The sequence below is a fragment of the Pedobacter sp. MC2016-24 genome (genome assembly GCF_015223055.1).
Classification (GTDB): domain Bacteria; phylum Bacteroidota; class Bacteroidia; order Sphingobacteriales; family Sphingobacteriaceae; genus Pedobacter.
In genome coordinates, this window is sequence record NZ_JADFBX010000003.1 from 432221 (window position 1) to 448592 (window position 16372).

The 16372-nt window shown below is 40.2% G+C and carries 10 protein-coding genes; 6 read left to right on the forward strand and 4 right to left on the reverse strand.

The genetic code is table 11. From position 1 onward, the window contains the following. The first annotated feature begins 130 nt into the window (after positions 1 to 130). Positions 131 to 1789 (forward strand): AarF/ABC1/UbiB kinase family protein, encoded by a 1659-nt coding sequence (locus IM797_RS10210; RefSeq protein WP_194127010.1) that lies wholly within the window; start codon positions 131 to 133, stop codon positions 1787 to 1789. A 9-nt stretch (positions 1790 to 1798) separates the two neighbouring features. On the opposite strand, the gene IM797_RS10215 is transcribed toward IM797_RS10210, so the two are convergent. After that, positions 1799 to 4714, reverse strand: coding sequence for a glycosyl hydrolase family 28-related protein (locus IM797_RS10215; RefSeq protein ID WP_194127011.1), 2916 nt, complete (start codon positions 4712 to 4714; stop codon positions 1799 to 1801). Positions 4715 to 4877: 163 nt separating this feature from the next. Here IM797_RS10215 and IM797_RS10220 point away from each other — a divergent pair, with 163 nt between their 5' ends. Both IM797_RS10220 and IM797_RS10225 read left to right on the forward strand, forming a co-directional pair. Then, positions 4878 to 5927, forward strand: coding sequence for a patatin-like phospholipase family protein (locus IM797_RS10220; RefSeq protein ID WP_194127012.1), 1050 nt, complete (start codon positions 4878 to 4880; stop codon positions 5925 to 5927). Positions 5928 to 5986: 59 nt separating this feature from the next. Continuing rightward, positions 5987 to 8476, forward strand: coding sequence for a hybrid sensor histidine kinase/response regulator (locus IM797_RS10225; RefSeq protein WP_194127013.1), 2490 nt, complete (start codon positions 5987 to 5989; stop codon positions 8474 to 8476). A gap of 8 nt (positions 8477 to 8484) precedes the next feature. On the opposite strand, the gene IM797_RS10230 is transcribed toward IM797_RS10225, so the two are convergent. Further along, positions 8485 to 9822 (reverse strand): sigma-54 dependent transcriptional regulator, encoded by a 1338-nt coding sequence (locus IM797_RS10230; protein ID WP_194127014.1) that lies wholly within the window; start codon positions 9820 to 9822, stop codon positions 8485 to 8487. 95 nt (positions 9823 to 9917) lie between these two features. Beyond that, the gene (locus IM797_RS10235) at positions 9918 to 10232 is read right to left on the reverse strand and encodes a hypothetical protein (protein WP_194127015.1); all 315 of its coding nucleotides are present in this window, start codon (positions 10230 to 10232) and stop codon (positions 9918 to 9920) included. 241 nt (positions 10233 to 10473) lie between these two features. On the opposite strand from IM797_RS10235, the gene IM797_RS10240 reads away from it, so the two are divergent. From IM797_RS10240 to IM797_RS10250, 3 genes are all read left to right on the forward strand, one after another. Next, positions 10474 to 10911 carry an Rrf2 family transcriptional regulator gene (locus tag IM797_RS10240; protein ID WP_194127016.1) on the forward strand — a complete coding sequence of 146 codons (438 nt, stop codon included), beginning with the start codon at positions 10474 to 10476 and terminating at the stop codon, positions 10909 to 10911. 89 nt (positions 10912 to 11000) lie between these two features. Further along, positions 11001 to 11792: a uroporphyrinogen-III C-methyltransferase gene (gene cobA, locus IM797_RS10245; protein WP_194127017.1), complete on the forward strand. Its 792-nt coding sequence runs from the start codon at positions 11001 to 11003 to the stop codon at positions 11790 to 11792. A 153-nt stretch (positions 11793 to 11945) separates the two neighbouring features. Continuing rightward, entirely contained in the window at positions 11946 to 13544 is a 1599-nt protein-coding gene (locus tag IM797_RS10250) for a S8 family peptidase (RefSeq protein WP_194127018.1), read from the forward strand. A 60-nt stretch (positions 13545 to 13604) separates the two neighbouring features. On the opposite strand, the gene IM797_RS10255 is transcribed toward IM797_RS10250, so the two are convergent. Next, entirely contained in the window at positions 13605 to 16097 is a 2493-nt protein-coding gene (locus tag IM797_RS10255; RefSeq protein WP_370583075.1) for a hypothetical protein, read from the reverse strand. Positions 16098 to 16372: the final 275 nt, after the last annotated feature.

Below are 16372 nucleotides of genomic sequence, written 5' to 3' on the forward strand. Positions count from 1 at the left end.
CGGAAACAAACACCATACCAAATTGTCTAAAAGAAGTATATTACCAAACGCTGAATGTGGATGAAGTATTGGCTTTTAAATCTATGTTTTTGTTTCTCAGCGTTTTATTTTCTCTGTTTAAATCTGCCCTATGCAAAAACAAAAAAAGAAAATTAAAAGAACGATAGCACTGATCCGGATTCTTAGTAAATATGGTTTCGGTGAACTGATCATCCGGAGCAACCTTAAAAATATTTTGGGTACGGAAGCTGAACTTGAGATTGAGGATACCTTGAATTCTCCTGGTACAACCGTGTATGAACGCATCAGAATGGTATTGGAAGAGCTTGGGCCAACTTATGTCAAGTTTGGTCAGGCCTTTAGTAACCGTGAGGATCTTTTGCCGGGAGAGCTGATTTTGGAGTTGCAAAAACTGCAGGATCGGGTGGAGCCGGCTGACCTGGATGTTAAACAGTTGATGGCCGACGAACTGGGTATTGATCCGGATGAATATTTTAGTTTCATCAATCCAATACCACTGGCATCGGCCTCCATATCGCAGGTTTATCAAGCTACGCTGAGCGATGGAAAACCTGTGATTTTGAAAATCAAGAGGGCTGGTATTCGTGAAGTGATTGAAGCGGACCTGCTCATCATGAAAGATGTAGCCCGCTTATTGGTTGCCTATAGTGATAGTTTGCGTAGGATCAACCTGGTGCAGGTTTTGGAAGCCTTTGAAAAATCTATACACGATGAACTTTCCTTTTTAAGGGAGATTGCCAATATGGAGCAATTTGCACGTAATTTTGAAGGGAATAAAGATTTGTATGCGGTGAAATCTTATCGTGAGCTGTCTAACGACAATGTACTTTGCATGGAGTTTATTGCCGGAATAAAGGTGACTGACCGGGAGGCTTTATTGGAACATGGCCTTGATCCCGGATCAATTGCACGCAAAGGACTGGATCTGTATCTCACTCAAATATTAGAGCATGGCTTCTTTCATGCCGATCCCCATCCAGGTAATCTGTTTGTTTTGCCCTCGGGGCAGATTGCATTTATAGACTTTGGTTCTATGGGCAGCATGATGCCGGCTGAAAAGGAACTGCTGGAAAATTTTATCATGCATTTCATTGCTCAGGATGCTGGAAGATTGGTGGCCACGATTAGGAAAATGGCCATTAGGGCAGACATCAGAGATGAAAAGAAACTGGAACGCGAAATACATGGCGTATTTGACCTGCTGAATGGCAGTGCTTTGCAACACATTGATGTTAAAGTGGTACTTACCCGTTTTTCTAATATATTGAACGACAATGAAATTTTAATGCCCGACCATCTGTATTTATTGATTCGTGGCATAGTACTGATTGAGGGGATTGGTAGAAAGCTGGATCCGGAAATGAATATCGTGGCGAACATCAAACCCTATGTAGCCAAAATTATTCAGCAGCGTTTAAGCCCTGATTATTTATTGGACAAAGGACTGAAAACCTTGCGTAATTTAAGTGAAGGCATGGTAGACTTACCCGATAATGTAAAACAGATCATCGATAAATTAAACCATGGCGAACTGAAGGTGATACAAGAAGTAAATGGCTTAAACGAACTGAAAAGTAGTTTTGATAATGGTTTTAACCGCCTGGGCTATGCCATTGTTATTGCAGGCCTGTCTATAGCTGCTGCACTGTTGATGGTGGCCGACAAACCTCCTAAAATCTTCAATATACCAGCCTTTGGTCTATTTGGAATCATCATATCTGGTGTGCTTGGCCTGGCGTTTATTTTCTCCGTACTGCGAAAAAAATAAAGGTTCTTCCTATTCATCGTAAAAAGTGATGGCTTCTGAACTGATGTGCTTACTATGTTTACTTTTGATGATAAAGATATCGCTCTTGGTGGCAGCTACTTTAACATTCTTTATGTTGGCACCAATCACATCATCCAGAAAAATCGGATACCTGCCATCCCTGGACTCATAGTTAAAACTGCTGTTTTTAATGCTTAGGTTCTTGACATGTCTGGCCCATAGTCCGTATGAAGGCTGGGTTTTCAAATTGGCCACATTGTATTGTCCGACGCCCAATTCTGGCGTAAGATTAGCCGTGTCTGCGGCGGGGTTTCCACCTTTAACCAATACATGCACATCGTTCAATTCGATGCCGCTGATATAGCCCGTATGTTCAGCATTTGGGAGTCGGAACTTAAGTCCTCCAACTACAGTTTCCGTTGCCGGAAGCGCGTAGCCAGCTATGATCGGTGTCGCCTTTTCCTGTGTGCCATCATATGCTTTCCAACGCTTATCTCTACCGCCGTAAGAACTTCCTGCATAGACTTCAGCGATGTCTATGCCATTTAGAATAATCCGCTCAACCTTGCCAATATTAACATTGTTGATCAGCAATTCATCATGCTTAATCCCATTTTCTGTAAATACATACCGCCCCGCAGTGGCGCCAAGAATACGTGCCCGGTTAGAAATGGATATAAAAAAAGGAGCCCGGGTACGGTACATTTTGGATCTGGAATGCAGTTTTCCGGTATGGCCGCAATTTAAATGGATGTCACTAATGTGCGCACCGTCATTAGTCGATATGGAAAACCCAGCCTTATTGGCACCCAATACGTAGATGTTGTCTACACAAATGTCTTTAATGTCGTCGGCAGTTTCAGAGCCAATCTGGAAGAGATTACAGTTTGTGTCGCCAATGATGTTGCGGATTTTATAATTCCGTGCTGGTCGAGTAAAGCCCAATGCGCAATCCGAACCAGGTTTAATGATGTCATCTGAACTGACTTTTGAATAGATATTCGTTGCGTTCACATCATTACAGCCCATAAAATCATAAATGTCCCGGGCATTGGATGAAGATGCTTTGCCCAGATAGGTGTTGTGTACATTGATGCCATCAGTACCTGTCGCCAGCAATACGAAATGTCCTGCGCGATCTATTTTTAACATATTGCTGTCGTCAAATATCTTTTTCCCATCTTTTCCAATGTAATATGGTTCGTCTTGCTCCGGATCATACCATAGGTCTTCCGGCCGGTATATCCCGCCTATCTCCACCTGGCTGCAAAGCTTTAAGCTGAACATTTTATCTGCACGGTTATCCGGCTCGTTGTTCATGACCTTATCCCCGTTCACCAGGTTGCCATTGCCGGTAATCAGTCCATTGCCAATGATTTTAACGTTATCTAACCGTTCTCCGAAAAACATGGCATTTTTAAAATAGTGGTGTCCGACATCTTGTTTGGTCAGGTAGTTTTCAGGATCCTCATAGGGGCCTTTATCGGTGGGCGACAAGCCAGAACGGTATTTTTTGTCGCTAAACCACGTTGATTCTGGTGCATCAGCACCTTTAATAGCCTTAATGGTAGCTGATTTATTGATATAAAGATATACGTTGCTTTTCAAATGTACCGTCCTAACCAGGTAGGTGCCCTCGTTAAACAACAATGTTCCGCCACCGCTTTGGTGTATGGATTCAATCGCATTGTTGATGAGTTCGGTGTCATCTTTCTCCCCATCGCCAGCCCTGCCGAAGTTTTTGATGTCCATCTTACCAGAATAAAAAGAGATTTCATTGGAAAAACCTTTGTTTGGACCATCCGTAACCAGCAGCTTAAAAAAATAGTTTTGATTTTTTTGTAAGCCAGATATACTTGCGCTGGCTTCCTTCAAGTTCACAACAGCAGAACGGGGTTTCCAGGTTTTACCGCGATCCATAGATTCCATTATAGTTACCCGCTGGATGTTCGGATTTTTACCCCAGTTTAAATCGATCTTAGTATATCGATCTGGGGTATCCTGATATTGAAGATCCCTGGTTGCAATCCGGATTAAACCGGATACTTGCTTGCTTACTGTAAGCAATGTGCTTTCTGAGCCTACACCTGCGCTAATTAGGTTCTCAGGTTGACTGGTACTATACTTGGAACGGATGGGATAAATACCTGCTTTGCTCATTTTGATACCCCTGATTGTGAGTTTGAGATCAGGACCATTGGCCGGCCTGAGATCCAGGTGGCTGAATGTCAAAATTGAGCCGCCAGCTTCAGGCTTTTCAATAACTACCTGACCAACTTTTGAATACGAATAAGCGCTGCCAACACGGCCGATAGATTGGCTCGAAAAATCCTTTAATTTGACCTCGCCACGGCCTATGACGTTAACACTGGTGTTGTTCGGGTTGACATCAATCCCCCGGGGTAAAAAAATCCGGACAGTAACATCCGGGCTTCGTTGTCCGGCGGTAAAATACAGGCAGAGATCTGTCAGGGAATTGAGGGTGATTTTGCTTTGCTCCAGACTAAGCTTTCCGCCTACGGCCATGGGCTCAAGTTTGATCATATATTTTTTGCTGACCTTAGCCTGATTCGTCTTTACCAGCAATTGATCACCATCATTAATTTGTCCCGATGTTTTGATTCTGCCCTTTTGATCTGTAATCTGGTGGCTTTGTGCTTGGTTACCAATGCTTTTAATCTGCTTGAAAAGCGCTTGTACACCTGGTCTTGTTGAAACCATGCCCTGGCCTTCTGGAGTATCGACGCTATAGATATAGGTTTTTCCGTCCACCAAAATCAGGCTGTCGCCGGTTATTCTGACCACATGCGTAGCCAGTGGACTGATTTCGATTCCGGCATTTGCTTTGTTGTTTAATTGTTGGGCAGCAGCGCTAAAAGTATAGCAAAGGAATAAAATCAGTAGGTAAAGTCTGGTCTGTTGCATGGGATTCAAATATTTATAAAATTGAACAAAATGTATTGAAATATTATGGCTAAGTATTAATCTATTTTGACGTTAAAAGCTATATTTACCTGTAAACCTTAGTGATTAGAATGGTGGTAGACAGGTTTAGGTTGACTTCATCACCGATAAAAAATATATGCTAATGAAAAAAATACTTTCTATAGATGGGGGAGGCATAAGAGGTATTATACCCGGGATGTTCCTGGTGGCTTTGGAAGAGAAATTAAAAGAGGAAAGTAAAAATCCTGGAGCTGCTATTGTGGATTACTTCGATTTCTTTGCGGGTACAAGTACGGGAGGGATTCTAACATGTTTACTGCTTTGTCCCTCAATCGAACATCCAGGCAGGCCCAGATTTACGGCTAAAGCAGCATTAGATTTGTATCTGGAACATGGCAATGAAATCTTTAAAATGAGTTTCATGAAACGAATCCGGGCCAAACTGGGACTGGCGGGCGAGCGTTATAATAGTGAAATCTTTGAGGGTGTACTGAAAACTTATTTTGAGGATACCAAACTCAGTCAGCTGATTAAACCCTGCATCATCAGTGCATATAACATTGAATTGCGTAAAACACATTTTTTTAGACAACAGAATGCGATTTCCAGAGGCGATGCACGTGATTTTTATGTCAGGGATGTTTGTCGCGCAACTTCTGCTGCGCCAACTTATTTTAGTGTAGCAGAAATACATTCGCTTGCTAATGTACGCTATCCCTTATTAGATGGCGGGGTATTTGCTACAAATCCGGCATTAAGTGGTCTGATCGAAGTAACGCGTGCCTTTAATCAAACCCGCATTAATGACATTCAATTGTTATCCCTGGGAACAGGACGTTCCAGACGATCATATGATTATGATCATTTTAAGAAAAGCAGTGCCATGGCCATTGTGCCGGCACTGATTGACATCATGATGAGCGGCGTTGCAGAAACGAGTGATTTCTTTTTGGAACAGCTTTTTTATTCGGTAGGTAAATCGGAAAACTACATCCGTATTGAACCGGATAGTCTGGAAAGTATCAAAGAAGGGTTGGACGCGGCAAGTCCGGCCAATATTGAAAAGCTAATGGCGCTGGGCGATCGGATGGTGAGTGAAAACCAAAGCCGTTTAAGCCAGATTGCAAAGCAATTGGTAACAGAACAGGAACGTTCTGTACGGAAAATGCCCTGGAGTTTTTTAAAAGGGTAATAGCCGAAGTAAAACTTAAATGCAGCAATAACTGTTAATTTTTAAAGCATAATTAAAGAATGAGTAGTGTCCCCAGAAGAGGTTTAGTTAAAGCGGTCAAAGGCAAAATTATATTTGCCCTATTACTGGGTTGTTTGGCCTTGCTTTTAGCCTGGGGAGTGAGCAAAGTTGCCTTTCAGGAAATGCTCATCACAGTAGAAAATATCTCAGCACCTAGTGAACGCCTTCGCCTGGTCAATGCACTTTCCAGAAAAATAGGTACCCTTGATCAGCTGCAAAAGAAACAGGCTTTTGATGATCCAGGTAATTATAGCAAATTGTTTAAAGAGTCCAGGCAGTTGCGCTTGTTACTGGATACCCTCAGTAGCTTATACCATACGGATTCGCTGCAACTGGAACGTATTGAAACCTTAAAAGGTTTATTGGCTGAGCGCGACAAGCAGTTTATTACGTATCTGAAAGTCAGGGAAAAGATGGTAAACAATAAGGCTTTTTCCGGTCAGGTAAAAAAACTCAATGAATTGGTATCACGGGGTGCACAACAGTCAGATAGCACCATATTGGCTACAGAAGAAAAAACCTCTACAACTACGGTATATCCCAATGAAGAAAAGCCAAAAGGCTTCTTTAGTAAATTATTTGGCCGTAAAAAAACTGAGGAAAAAGAGAATTCTTTTAAAATTGTTAACGAAGAAAAGGTAAAAAGGGATACCATAGCCTTATCTGCTGAGGCACAAATGACCAGGAACCTGGAAAAATCCTTAAAAACGATTGAAAATGAACAACGCTTAAAAAATGCGAAATTCCTCAACACAGAAACAGTGTTGACCGATGCGAACAACTTATTGATCAGTCAAATGCTTGATGTTTTGCGCAAGGTCGAAAGTGAGGTCGTTGCACAAATTGAATTGAGTGGTATACAGGCTAAAAAGGTTGTAAACACAGGGATTACAACAATTGGTATGATCATGCTTGTCTTTTTCTTTTTAACCGTATTACTGGTCTATTTTATTTTTACTGACATCACCCGCAGTAACAAATACAGGAACGAACTCGAGCTTGCAAGGGATGAAGCCGAGTACCATGGAAGGGCCAAACAACGTTTTCTTTCCAACATGAGCCACGAGATTCGCACGCCATTGCAATCCATTATAGGTTACGCCGAAATCATCAGAAATCAGGACAAGCCCTTGCGAAAAGATATCGACGCCATCTATCATTCCTCCGAACATTTGCTGCAGATTGTCAACGAGGTCCTTGATTATAACCGCATCATTTCGGGTAAATTTACTTTTCAGGATAGAACATTTGATTTGCGGGCACTGCTCAACGAAGTTACTTCAGTGATTATTCCCCAGGCCAGTGCTAAACAACTGGATCTGGTCACAGATTTTGAACTGAATGGCATTACTTATGTCAAAGGTGATCCTTTTAGATTGAAACAGATCTTGTACAATTTATTGGGAAATGCGATCAAATTTACCGCTAAGGGCGAAGTTAAGCTATCTGTTTTTTTTAAGAGACAATCTGATCAGCTCCATTTTACCTTTGTAGTTAAAGATACCGGTATTGGAATGTCTGAAAAAGAAAGTAGCTTGATTTTTAATGAATTTGAGCAAATCCATGCAGCTGGTTATGAAGCGTCCAATCAAGCTGGCGCAGGTTTGGGCCTAAATATTGTTAAAGCCCTGATCGAAAATCAGGGGGGAAGAATTTATGTCAAAAGTAAAGTGGGAGAGGGCAGCACTTTTACAGCATACCTTACTTTTGAAATTGCAGAAAGCCCGGTTCTGGTCAAGGAACTCGCCAGGCCAAAATTTGAATCTAACGAACAGGTATGGATTGTTGATGATGACCAGCTTATCCTGGATCTTTGCGGGATCATTCTTCAAAAGAATGGAATCCGTTATCAAAGTTTCAATAGTCCGATCCAGTTATTAAATGCCCAATGGGAAGCCGATGTGAAAATTGTGCTGATGGACATGCGGATGCCGGAAATGTCTGGGATAGAACTTTGCAAAAAGTTGCGTGAAAGCATAGGCAAAGATATCAAGATATACGCCATTACGGCGCAGGTATTACCCGATGAACGGGATTTTTTGCTGGAAAATGGCTTCGACGGTTTGTTGATGAAGCCGTTTAAAGAGGAAGGGCTCCTTAGTGTGTTTTATGAAGTAGTGGGCGTACAAGATTCACCTTTAGTTTCAGAAGCAGAAGTCGAGTTGGACTTAACAGTACTAAAAAAGATGACTTTTGGCGATGAAGAGCAATTGGCTAAAATCCTGAATACCTTTGCGAGAGATTGCGAGGCCGATGCGCTGGAGATCAGGCGTGCTTCAACACATGTCGATATGGCTAGCCTTCGTTTGGTCACCCATCGCTTAGCCGGGCGGATTGCTCAAATAGGCGCAGCCAAGCTCGCTGCATCATTCAGGTCAATGGAGTTGGAATTGAGCACACAAAAAGAACTGACTGCTTTGGAGAGTGACAAGATCAATGATTTACTTCAAAAATTAATGGCTTTACTCCGTTTGGTAAAAGAACGCTAAAGCCAGGCTTACTCGATGTCGTATCTGTCCATCTTACTGTACAGCGTTTTTCTGTCTATATTTAACAGTTTAGCAGCTTTTGATTTGTTGTATTTTACTTTAACGAGCGTTTCGATGATCAAGGCTTTTTCGTTGACCTCGTTAATGGCTTTCAGATCTGAAGTATTTGGCTTGGGTAGTTGATTGATCGAAATGAACATTTCTTCAGGTAACGAATCGAGTTCGGCAGTTTCTGTCGGACTTAACAACACCATCCGCTTAATTACATTCTTGAGTTCGCGTAAGTTGCCCGGCCAATCGTATTTTAGCAACAATTCTTTTGCTTCCGCTGAAATGTTTTTGACATTTCGGTTCAGTTCTGCATTGGAAATGTTAATGAAATGGTTGATAAACAGTTCAATATCTTTACCACGTTCCCTTAATGCCGGTAATTGTATTTTAAATTCATTCAAACGGTGGTAGAGATCCTCGCGAAAGCTGCCATTCAGCACACTCGCTTTAAGGTCGTCATTGGTAGCTGTGATGATCCGCACATCAACTTTTATGTTTTTGGTGCTCCCAAGAGGTTGAATCACCCGCTCCTGTAAAGCCCGGAGCATTTTCACCTGTACTTCATAACTCAGGTTACCCACTTCATCTAAAAACAGTGTACCACCATCGGCTGCCTCAAACTGGCCTTTTTTATCGTTTAAAGCACCTGTAAAAGCGCCCTTTGCATGTCCGAATAATTCACTGGCTGCGAGATCTTTGGATAATGCACCACAGTCAATCGCGACAAAAGGTTTATTGTTGCGTTTGCTTTGCGTATGTAAGGTTCGCGCGGCATATTCTTTCCCTGTACCACTTTCACCCTGGATAATCACAGACATATCTGTTGGTGCAACCAGGGCAATGTGTGCATATAATTTATCGGCAGTTTCACTTTTTCCCTTAATGGCATCGCTGTGTTCTACAGACGAAGATGACGAGGAGGAAGCCGGACTTTCCTTCTTACCCAATGCATTTTTTATGATCATCAACAACTCGTCGGGATTTACCGGTTTGGTGATGTAATCAAAGGCACCAAGTTGCATGGATTTAACAGCCGTCCTCACGTCGTTAAAACTGGTCATGATTACGGTGGGTTGCATTGCACTTTTTTGAAGTACATAAGAAAGCACGTCCAGGCCGGTACCATCGGGTAGCCGGTAATCGATGAGTAAAAGGTCGAAGCTTTTTTGATCTAATAATTTGAGACTCTTCTTGACATCGTTAACGACTTCGGGTTGATGGCCGTGCTTCGTTAAAAAGCCTTCTAATAACTGAGAGAAAGTGGAGTCGTCTTCAATGATTAGTATTTTTGCCATAGGGATTTCGCTTGAATAATAGCAAAAATACAAAAGCCGGACGAAATCCGGCTTTTATAAGGTGTTAAATTGTTATTATTTTGGAGTTTATGGGCTTATTCAATTACAGCGCCATCTTTTCCGATTTTTAAAGAAGCACTTTCTTCCTGTTTTTTAACGTCAACCTGATAGTATTCAGATTTATCAGCCTTAGTCACTAAGAATGCTGCACTTGGTGCCCAATCTTTATATTTATCTGATGCTAAAGTTGCTTTTACTGCGTCTGGAAGATCTTTAAGTTCTACCGGAGTTTTAGTTACACTGTCCTGATAAGCAACTACCGCTACTGGTGATTGAATGTTGTTACTCGCTTTTACTGTGGTTAATCCTGCTACAGCTAAGATTGCTGCTGATAAAATGATCTTTTTCATAACTTATAGTTTTAATTTACTTTTCAATTGTTTCATGTAGCTATATAGAACAATGATGCCACTGTGCCAGTTTTTATTTATAATGCTGATATATAGTGCCTTATAAATATTTAGCTTCGTTTGAAATTGTAGACTTATTCCACATAATGTTGAATTAGGAAGCAAAATGACTGATTTGACAACTTCGCTGTGGATAAGAAAAGCTTTACAAATACATAAATCTTTTCTTAGCTTTGCTAGTATGCTGTCTAAGAAAACGAAATATGCAATAAAGGCACTGGTTGCTCTAGGCAAGAACAGAGAAAATCCACCTATGCAAATTGTACGTTTGGCGGAACAGGAGATGATACCCAGGAAATTCCTGGAACAGATACTTCTGGATATGCGAAACGCTGGCTATTTGTATAGTAAGAAAGGTGCGGGAGGGGGATACAGTTTAAATAAAGATCCTAAGGATATTTATTTGGCTGATATACTGCGAATCACAGATGGTCCGATTGCCATGGTTCCATGTGCAAGTCTGAAGTTTTATCGCAAATGCGACGAATGTCATGATGAAGTGACCTGCGGGATCCGCAAGACATTCATTGATGTCAGGGATGCCACTTTAAAAGTCCTTGCACAAACCTCAATTGCTGATGTAATTGCAAGGGAAACAGATGATATTCAGATAGAATAGAATATTTTAAAATAAAGCCTACTATTTCTATAGATTTTTATATATTTGCTTTTAAATAAGTAAATGTGTTTCATTTTAAATAGTCGGCCATGATTTTAAACAAAATTGATAGCAAAGTAAAAGAACCTAAAATTACCTTGGTTGGTGCTGGTCCCGGTGATCCAGAACTGATCAGTTTGAAAGGCCTGAAAGCGATCATGAAGGCTGATGTCATTTTATACGATGCACAGGTAAATGAAGCACTTTTAAATCATGCTTCCGAAACTGCCATTAAAATCTTTGTAGGCAAAAAGTCAGACGATGAATCCTTTTCTCAGGATGCCGTTAATAAATTAATGATTGATTATGCCCTGAACTTTGGTCATGTAGTTCGTTTAAAAAGCGGAGACCCTTTTGTCTTTGCCAGGGGTTTTGAGGAAGTTGACTATGCTGAATCTTACAGTATTGAGACAGAAATTATACCTGGCATATCGAGTGCCATAGGTGTGCCAGGATTGCATAAAATCCCAATGACTTATGATAAGTTAAGTGAAAGTTTCTGGGTACTTACCGGAACTAATGCTGTTGGCGACATATCGCCGGATTTATATGTTGCTGCGAAGTCAAAAGCTACAGTAGTTGTTTTAATGGGTGTCGAACGGATCAAAGAAATTGCGGCCATTTTTCAGGCCGAGGGTAAAAGCAGACTACCAGTTGCAGTGATAGAAAATGGTTCTTCGGTGCATGAACACATCCGGATTGGCATTGTAGATACCATTGAAGAACTGATTACTGATCATCAAATTTCCTCACCTGCGTTACTGGTGTTCGGAGATGTGGTTTCCTTACATCCTGATTTCTACAGGATCAGAGACTTTTATCATACTTTAGAAGCCGAATAATACCCTATTGGGGATTAACATATTCTTTATTTATTTATGTTTTGTAAAAAACCAGATAGAAATGTCTGGTTTTTGTGTTTCTGGTGAGTTTGGCTGATCTGTCATTAACATGTTGGCGCTATAATTGATTAGCTTTGATCAAAATTTAAATATATGAATAAGACTAACATGAATTTTTTCTGGAGCAGAGGGCTCTGCATAGCTGCGATTGCTGTCATGCCTTTTGTCTCATTTGCTCAAAAACCAAATTGGCAAAATCTGGATTTAAAAGCAGATTCTACATTTGGCATAAGTACAGAAAAGGCTTATAATGAATTGTTAAAGGGTAAAAAATCTGTTCCAGTTGTTGTAGCGGTTTTAGATGGTGGAGTAGATATCAATCATGAAGACTTAAAAGCAATAATCTGGGTTAATAAAAAAGAAAAGGCCGGTAATGGCAAGGATGATGATAAGAATGGTTACATCGATGATGTAAATGGCTGGAACTTCCTGGGCTCTGCTAAAGGATCTATCAACAACGAAACCCTGGAGTTGACCAGGTTGGTGCGTAGAGATAATGCAAAATTTGCAAATGCAGATGCAACTTCTGTAAAACCATCAGAGCTTCCTGCTTTTGAAGCTTACCAGAAAAACAAAGCTGAACTGGAAACAGAATTGGCTGAAGCCAAAACTGGTCTGGAGCGGTTCACAGCAATAAAAAATGCAATTGATGCGGTTGTCAAGAAAATTGGAAAAGACAATCCGACAGTGGCCGATTTTCAGGCTTTCAAACCAGGAAATGATATGGAAGCAAATATCCAGCGGATCATGGTTTCTGAATTGAAAGACAGCAGCTATGAAGAGTTTTATAACAGCCAGATTGTAGCTGGATATGATCACTTTAAATCTCAGGTAGATTACAATCTGAACCTGGACTATGATCCAAGACCAATTGTAGGTGATAATCCAAATGATAGCAAAGAACGCTTTTACGGCAACAATGATGTTGCAGGTCCGGACGCAAGACATGGTAGTCACGTTGCCGGTATTATTGCTGCAGTTCGTACCAATAACTTAGGTATCCAGGGTGTTGCAGATAATGTAGTGATTATGGGTGTTCGCACCACGCCTAATGGCGATGAGCGTGATAAAGATGTTGCCAACTCAATTCGCTATGCGGTAAACAATGGCGCAAAAGTAATCAACATGAGTTTCGGTAAAGGATATTCATGGGATAAAGCAGTGGTAGACGAAGCGGTGAAATATGCCGTATCTAAAGACGTGTTGCTGGTTCATGCAGCGGGTAATGACAATAAAGATTTGGAGGTTGAAGCAAACTACCCGAATCCTGACTATCTAAGCGGCGGTGTCGCAAGTAGCTGGCTAACTGTTGGGGCCTCTGACTATAAAAATGATGGAACCATTAAGGCGAATTTCTCCAATTACGGTAAAACCAAAGTAGATGTATTTGCACCTGGTGTAAACATCAATTCTACTGTGCCGGGTTCAAAATATGAGAAATTAAATGGTACCAGTATGGCCGCTCCTGTTGTAGCTGGTCTTGCTGCATTGATTCGCTCTTACTATCCAAAACTAAGTGCTGTTCAGGTGAAAGACATCATTATGAAATCGGTAGTCAAAGTAAATCAGTCTGTAGAAATTAAAGACGAAGCCGGATCATCTAAAACACTTCCATTTGCAGATCTATGTGTTTCTGGTGGTATTGTTAATGCTTATGATGCTTTAAAATTAGCTGCTGAATATAAAAAGTAGAAACTGATTTTTTTCATCCATAAAAAATCCCCTGTCTGTCGTAGTCAGGGGATTTCTTTTTTAACAAGATTTGGTTTCCTTGGTCAGGGCCAAAATCTGGTTGGAGATTTTTCGTTCTTCCATAAAGCAAAGCCGCTCATATTTAAATTCGTTCACTTTGGTATAACTGTTCAATTCCGCATAAATCGAAATTAAAAGGTTATACATCAGCAGGCAGTTCATGTTCAATTGGTTGCGTTTAAAAACCTGGATGCATTCTTCACAATATTGGATAGCCTGTGTCAGGTTACCATTAGTCTGCAATTGATAAGCCTGCATCATCTTTAAAATATAGAAGGAATACTGTGTGGTTTTAAAACGTGTTTTATTTTGGTGCAGGTTAAACAATATGTTTTCCAGTTGATCTGTTTTTTGCCCGGGTGCGAATTGTGCCTTGCAAACGCCCATGATACTCAACATGAAAATTGAAAAAGGGCTGCGCTTAGAAAACACATACGGGTGTATTTGCGCAATTGTTTTGACGATGTTCACTGTGAACTCCTGGTTGCCATAAAATGAACTCAAAAGAATGGCAAATAAATAAGAGATTCCCGTTTGGGTATTAAATGCTCGTCCATGGTTTAAGAACTCAGGGTTGAGACTTTGAATGTCAATTAAAAGTTGGCTTCTTTCCACAGGTTTATTGCTCAACTTGGCATAAATCAATTTGGTTGCCTCATGAGGATTCACTACCCATTGCGTAGGGTGGAAGGATTTTAATTCCGCTATGCGCGCAGTTATTTTGTCCTCATCCAAACTTAGGATATCGAGTACGGTTAATAAGGCGATATAAATGCTTCGGTGTTCGACAGAGTCAGATACATCTGCCAGTAACGTGATGGACTCTTTATAAGAGGAGTCAACCAGATCAAAATTAATCAGCTCTGCAATGATAACCTCATGCAATTCATGTTCTTTGAGTAAGCGAATGGTATCCGGACTATACTTTGATCTGTATTTTAAGTTTTCTGCTATGAAAAGAATGAGATAGTTTAACTCAAACTGATCTAAGCCCAATTGAAAAATATGCTTCAGCGATTTGAAATCACCTATTCTGACAATAAATCTGATTGTCCATTGCAATAGTTGGAAACGAATGTTACTGCATTCAAATGCGCTTTGTATATAAGCGAAGAAATCAAAATCTACTTGTAAGTGAAACTTTTCCAGTAATTCTATGAACAGGAAATATTCAAAAATATGCGGATGAATAAAACGAACAAACTCTCTTGGATGGAAATCTTCAAAGCGTTTCTCTTCCATTAATATACCATCGGATAGCAGTTCCATATAAGCATTTTTAAATGCAGATAATTCGCTGATCAGGTTATCCTTTGGTACAGAATCACTCATTTTTCCATAATTGGTCAACTGGATCAATTTCTTTAAAAAAAGAATTTTTTCTGTGTAATAATTGGAACGGTATATATTTTCCTGGATGAATCTGGATATTAATTCATGAAAGGTGATATTGGTAGAGTAATTAATCTGAGGTTCTTCCTCCTTTAGCTGATAGTACAATTGTATATGAAAAGGGAATTTAAGTTGCGCTTTGAGCTTCGGACTTAATTCCTGCATAGCGCTGTGATTCATCTTGGAGATGATCATATCGATTTCTTTTTCAGTCAACTCCGGAACATTGGATATTTCAGAAGGATTGAAGTAATTACCTGGAAACCATTTTGATTTGAGATAGGCTGAATGCCTGATCATTTCATGAAACCTGGTCCAGGTTGTAGAGCGCATACTCATCACCATCTTGATCGTTTCCACGTTTTCCAGTGTACAGATGAAATTGATGATGCTTTCAAACAACTGTTTCTTTAAATCCCGCTTTAAGGTAATGTCAGAGAAACCATCCAGAAATATGACAAATTTACCTTTAGTAGCTTTGTAATTGTTGTCAATATATCCAATCAGATTTTCTTTGGGGTGGATACCCAGCAGTGACTTTAACTGATCTTCAAAACTAATGAAGGTATGCTCTTTATTGATGAACGTACTGGCCTGTAGAAATAATAGCGTAGAGTCTTTATTTGATCCGGTTTCTGTAGTGAAAAACTTGTCCGCCAGATGGCTCATCAGTATGGTTTTTCCATAACCGGGCTGTGATATAAATGCGTTAAAATTGTATTTGCTTTTTAAGAAATCATCAAAATCATGCTCGGCAAATTTTCGGCTAACGGTCATGTGATATGGCATTCCCGAACGGTTTTTAATTCCCCTCAAGGTAAAGTCCGAAATTCTGGATGCGCGGGTACGTATCGTTGTCCAGTTTAAACTGGACATATCCATAGGTACAGTTGTAGGAGGGATCCAATTGCCTGAACTTTCACGATTTACATATTCAGATAGCGTGGTTATGGTGAATTTTGAAAAATTATGTTTAGCAACAGCAAATCCGAACAATCTTTTAATGGTGGTTTCACTAACGTTCTTGTTCAAGTTTTTACTGATCTCAATCGAAATTCTTTTACAATCCGCAGGAGTGATTGTTTTAATTCCAGTCTTCACTAGAATTAAATTTTTTAATCCTTCTAAGATAAATTCGTCATCCATATACCTTTTCGGTGAGCATTAATACATTCAACTAAACTAATATAACTGTTTAATGAGAATAATGAACATCAGGAAAATTGAGGCGAAATGAACAAAAAGTGCCTAAAAACATCAAAAAGCTATCTAACAAGACTTTAATGGCCCATGTTCGGGGATTAGGGGTATTCTTTTTTTTTAAAATGAACAAAATGAACAGATAAATGGACTTTAATCATTGCGAATGAACAATT

Excerpts from the sequence above, each read along its gene's own strand:
- IM797_RS10215 (WP_194127011.1), bottom strand. The coding sequence starts at position 4,714 with ATGCAACAGACCAGACTTTACCTACTGATTTTATTCCTTTGCTATACT.
- IM797_RS10220 (WP_194127012.1), top strand. The coding sequence starts at position 4,878 with ATGAAAAAAATACTTTCTATAGATGGGGGAGGCATAAGAGGTATTATA.
- IM797_RS10240 (WP_194127016.1), top strand. The coding sequence starts at position 10,474 with ATGCTGTCTAAGAAAACGAAATATGCAATAAAGGCACTGGTTGCTCTA.
- IM797_RS10210 (WP_194127010.1), top strand. The coding sequence starts at position 131 with ATGCAAAAACAAAAAAAGAAAATTAAAAGAACGATAGCACTGATCCGG.
- cobA (WP_194127017.1), top strand. The coding sequence starts at position 11,001 with ATGATTTTAAACAAAATTGATAGCAAAGTAAAAGAACCTAAAATTACC.
- IM797_RS10235 (WP_194127015.1), bottom strand. The coding sequence starts at position 10,232 with ATGAAAAAGATCATTTTATCAGCAGCAATCTTAGCTGTAGCAGGATTA.
- IM797_RS10250 (WP_194127018.1), top strand. The coding sequence starts at position 11,946 with ATGAATAAGACTAACATGAATTTTTTCTGGAGCAGAGGGCTCTGCATA.
- IM797_RS10230 (WP_194127014.1), bottom strand. The coding sequence starts at position 9,822 with ATGGCAAAAATACTAATCATTGAAGACGACTCCACTTTCTCTCAGTTA.
- IM797_RS10225 (WP_194127013.1), top strand. The coding sequence starts at position 5,987 with ATGAGTAGTGTCCCCAGAAGAGGTTTAGTTAAAGCGGTCAAAGGCAAA.